Genomic DNA, 2,250 nt, shown 5'->3' on the forward strand with positions numbered 1-2,250 from the left:
CGCGGCGGCGGTCTCCGGCGGGACCGGCGCGCGGCGCTGCCGTTCCAGGTCGCCGCGCCACTGGGCCCGGTTCTGCAGCACCTCGCGCGCGCCCGACCCGCCCGGCCCGTCCTTCGGCATCGCCTCCTGGATCAGCGCGGAGGCGTCGAAATCACCAGAGTTCATCTCGATCTCGGGCGGCGCGGGCTGGCCGAACGTGTAGTTCATCTTCGCCTGCAGCGCCAGGTCCGGCCCGATCGGGAAGACTTTCTCCGCCAGTTCCCAATCCTCTTCCCAGACCGTCACCCAGGCGGCTTCGATCTCGGCCCAGGCATTCAGGCCCAGCTTCATCCGCGCCCCGGCGGCCAGGGTCGCGATGCCCTCGATCGACCAGTCGCCCGCATCATAGCTCAGCGAGGGCTCCACCTGGATCGCGCCGTAGAGCCCGGCCGTGCCCACCGCCTCTATCCCGCCGGTCAGCGACCCCAGCAGCACATCGACCCCCAGCCCCGCGCCGATCGCGGCATAGCCCTCGACGAAGGCCGGGATGAACAGCTCGCCGCCGATGGTGAAGCTGGGATCCGCCTCCTCGGCGCCCAGCGTATAGCTGCCCTCGACGCGGATGTTGCGGAACACGCCCGGCCCGACCCCCGCGCGCACCCCGGCCCGCACCCGGATCACCGCCACCAGCATCGCCCAGAGCGGCACGTTCTGCGAATAGCGGAACAGCTCGCGGTCCATGCGGCTCTCGGGGAACAGCTCCAGCGGTTCCGTCACGGTGATGCTGCCCGAGACATCGATGCCGCCCTCGGGCAGGATGCGCGCGGTCAGCGTGCCGGCCAGGCGCGGCATCAGCTGGGCGGTCACCGAGCCTTCGCCGCCCAGCCGCACGGCCCCCGCCTCGTCCTGCGCCACGGTCACGGTGAGGCTGCCCGACAGTTTCCCGTCATCGGCGGAATAGGCGATGGTGGTTTCGCCGGACCAGCGATCCTCGGCATAGCGCAGCATGACCGAACCGCCCAGCCCCGGCAGGGCCGCGGTATCGACGGGGATCTGCGCCTCGCCCTCCAGCCGCCCGTCGGCATAGGCGACGCGAAGCTGCGCGGGCTGCAGCCCCGGCACCGTCAGCCGCGCATCGACCCCCATGGCAAAGCGGCCCTCCAGGTAGCTGGCCTCCAGATCCGCCTCGCCCGCCGGGCCCAGATCGACCTTCACCGCCCCGGCCATGCCCAGCCGCCCGGCCGCATCCAGCGTCGCGGTCAGCCGCCCGCCGCGCACCGGCAAAGCCTCGGGGAAGGCATCCGCGGCCAGGGTCAGCGACCCCGAGACCCGCCCGCGCGCCACCTGCACCCGCCCCGTCACCTCGCGCATCGTCGGAACCGTCAGGCGCAGCGTGCCGGACCCGGCAAAGGTGCCGTCGCGGCCGATCGCGGCCTCGGCCTGGTCCAGCGCGCCGAACCCGGCATAGGCGGCGGACACGCCCGACAGGCCGCCGCTGATCCGCCCGTTCTCGTAATGCAGCGCCAGCGTCCCGCCGGCGAACTCCAGCCCCGGCACGCGGCTCGGCAGCGCCCCGGCCTGCAGGGTGACATCGGCGGTGATGTTGCGCGCCTCGTCGACGCCCAGCTCCGCCTCGACCGCATCGAGGAAGGGCGGCGTCACGGTGATCTGCCCCTCCGCGGCAAAGGCCCCGTCGGCACCGTAGCGGAAGCGCACCGTGCCCCCGCCGAGGCCCTCATAGGCCATCGTGACCGCGCCCCCGCCCGAAAGCCGGCCCTGCGCCAGGACGATCCGGCCGGACCCCTCGGCCGTCAGCCCCGCGATCCGGCCGCGGGCCAGGTCGGCCCCCGTGATGCCGACCTCGGCCGCGACCCGGCCATCTTCCTCCAGGGAGACCCGGAGTTCGGGATTGCCGAGCGCCGGATTGTCGATCTGCCGCGCCACCGACCCGCGGAGGCTGGCGCGGCCGTCGGCCCCGAGGCGGATGCGGAATTCGCTGTCATCGACGAAGCCGACGGCCAGGGCGGCGGTCACCTCCACCCGGTTCCGCGCCGCCTCCCAGACCGCGGATGTCAGCCGCAGCCCCGGGACGGGCTGCGGCCGGTCCTGCAGGTCGATGCGCCCCGCGGCCAGGTCGTCGGCGCTCAGCGAGAGCCCGGCCCCCAGCCGGCCGAGGAAACCGCCATCGGCCAGCCTGCCGAAGCTCGAGGCCGGCAGGGCGGCGCCCCCGGCGGGGGCGGGCCCCCCCTCGGGCCCCCGGCTGGGGGCGGC

The 2,250-nt window shown here is 74.3% G+C and carries 1 pseudogene; it reads right to left on the reverse strand.

What is annotated here, in order from left to right:
• Positions 1-2,250 (reverse strand): annotated as a pseudogene (locus tag ICN82_RS21090) (hypothetical protein); the annotation flags it as partial.

It is taken from the genome of Mangrovicoccus algicola, from assembly GCF_014903745.1.
Lineage (GTDB): Bacteria > Pseudomonadota > Alphaproteobacteria > Rhodobacterales > Rhodobacteraceae > Mangrovicoccus > Mangrovicoccus algicola.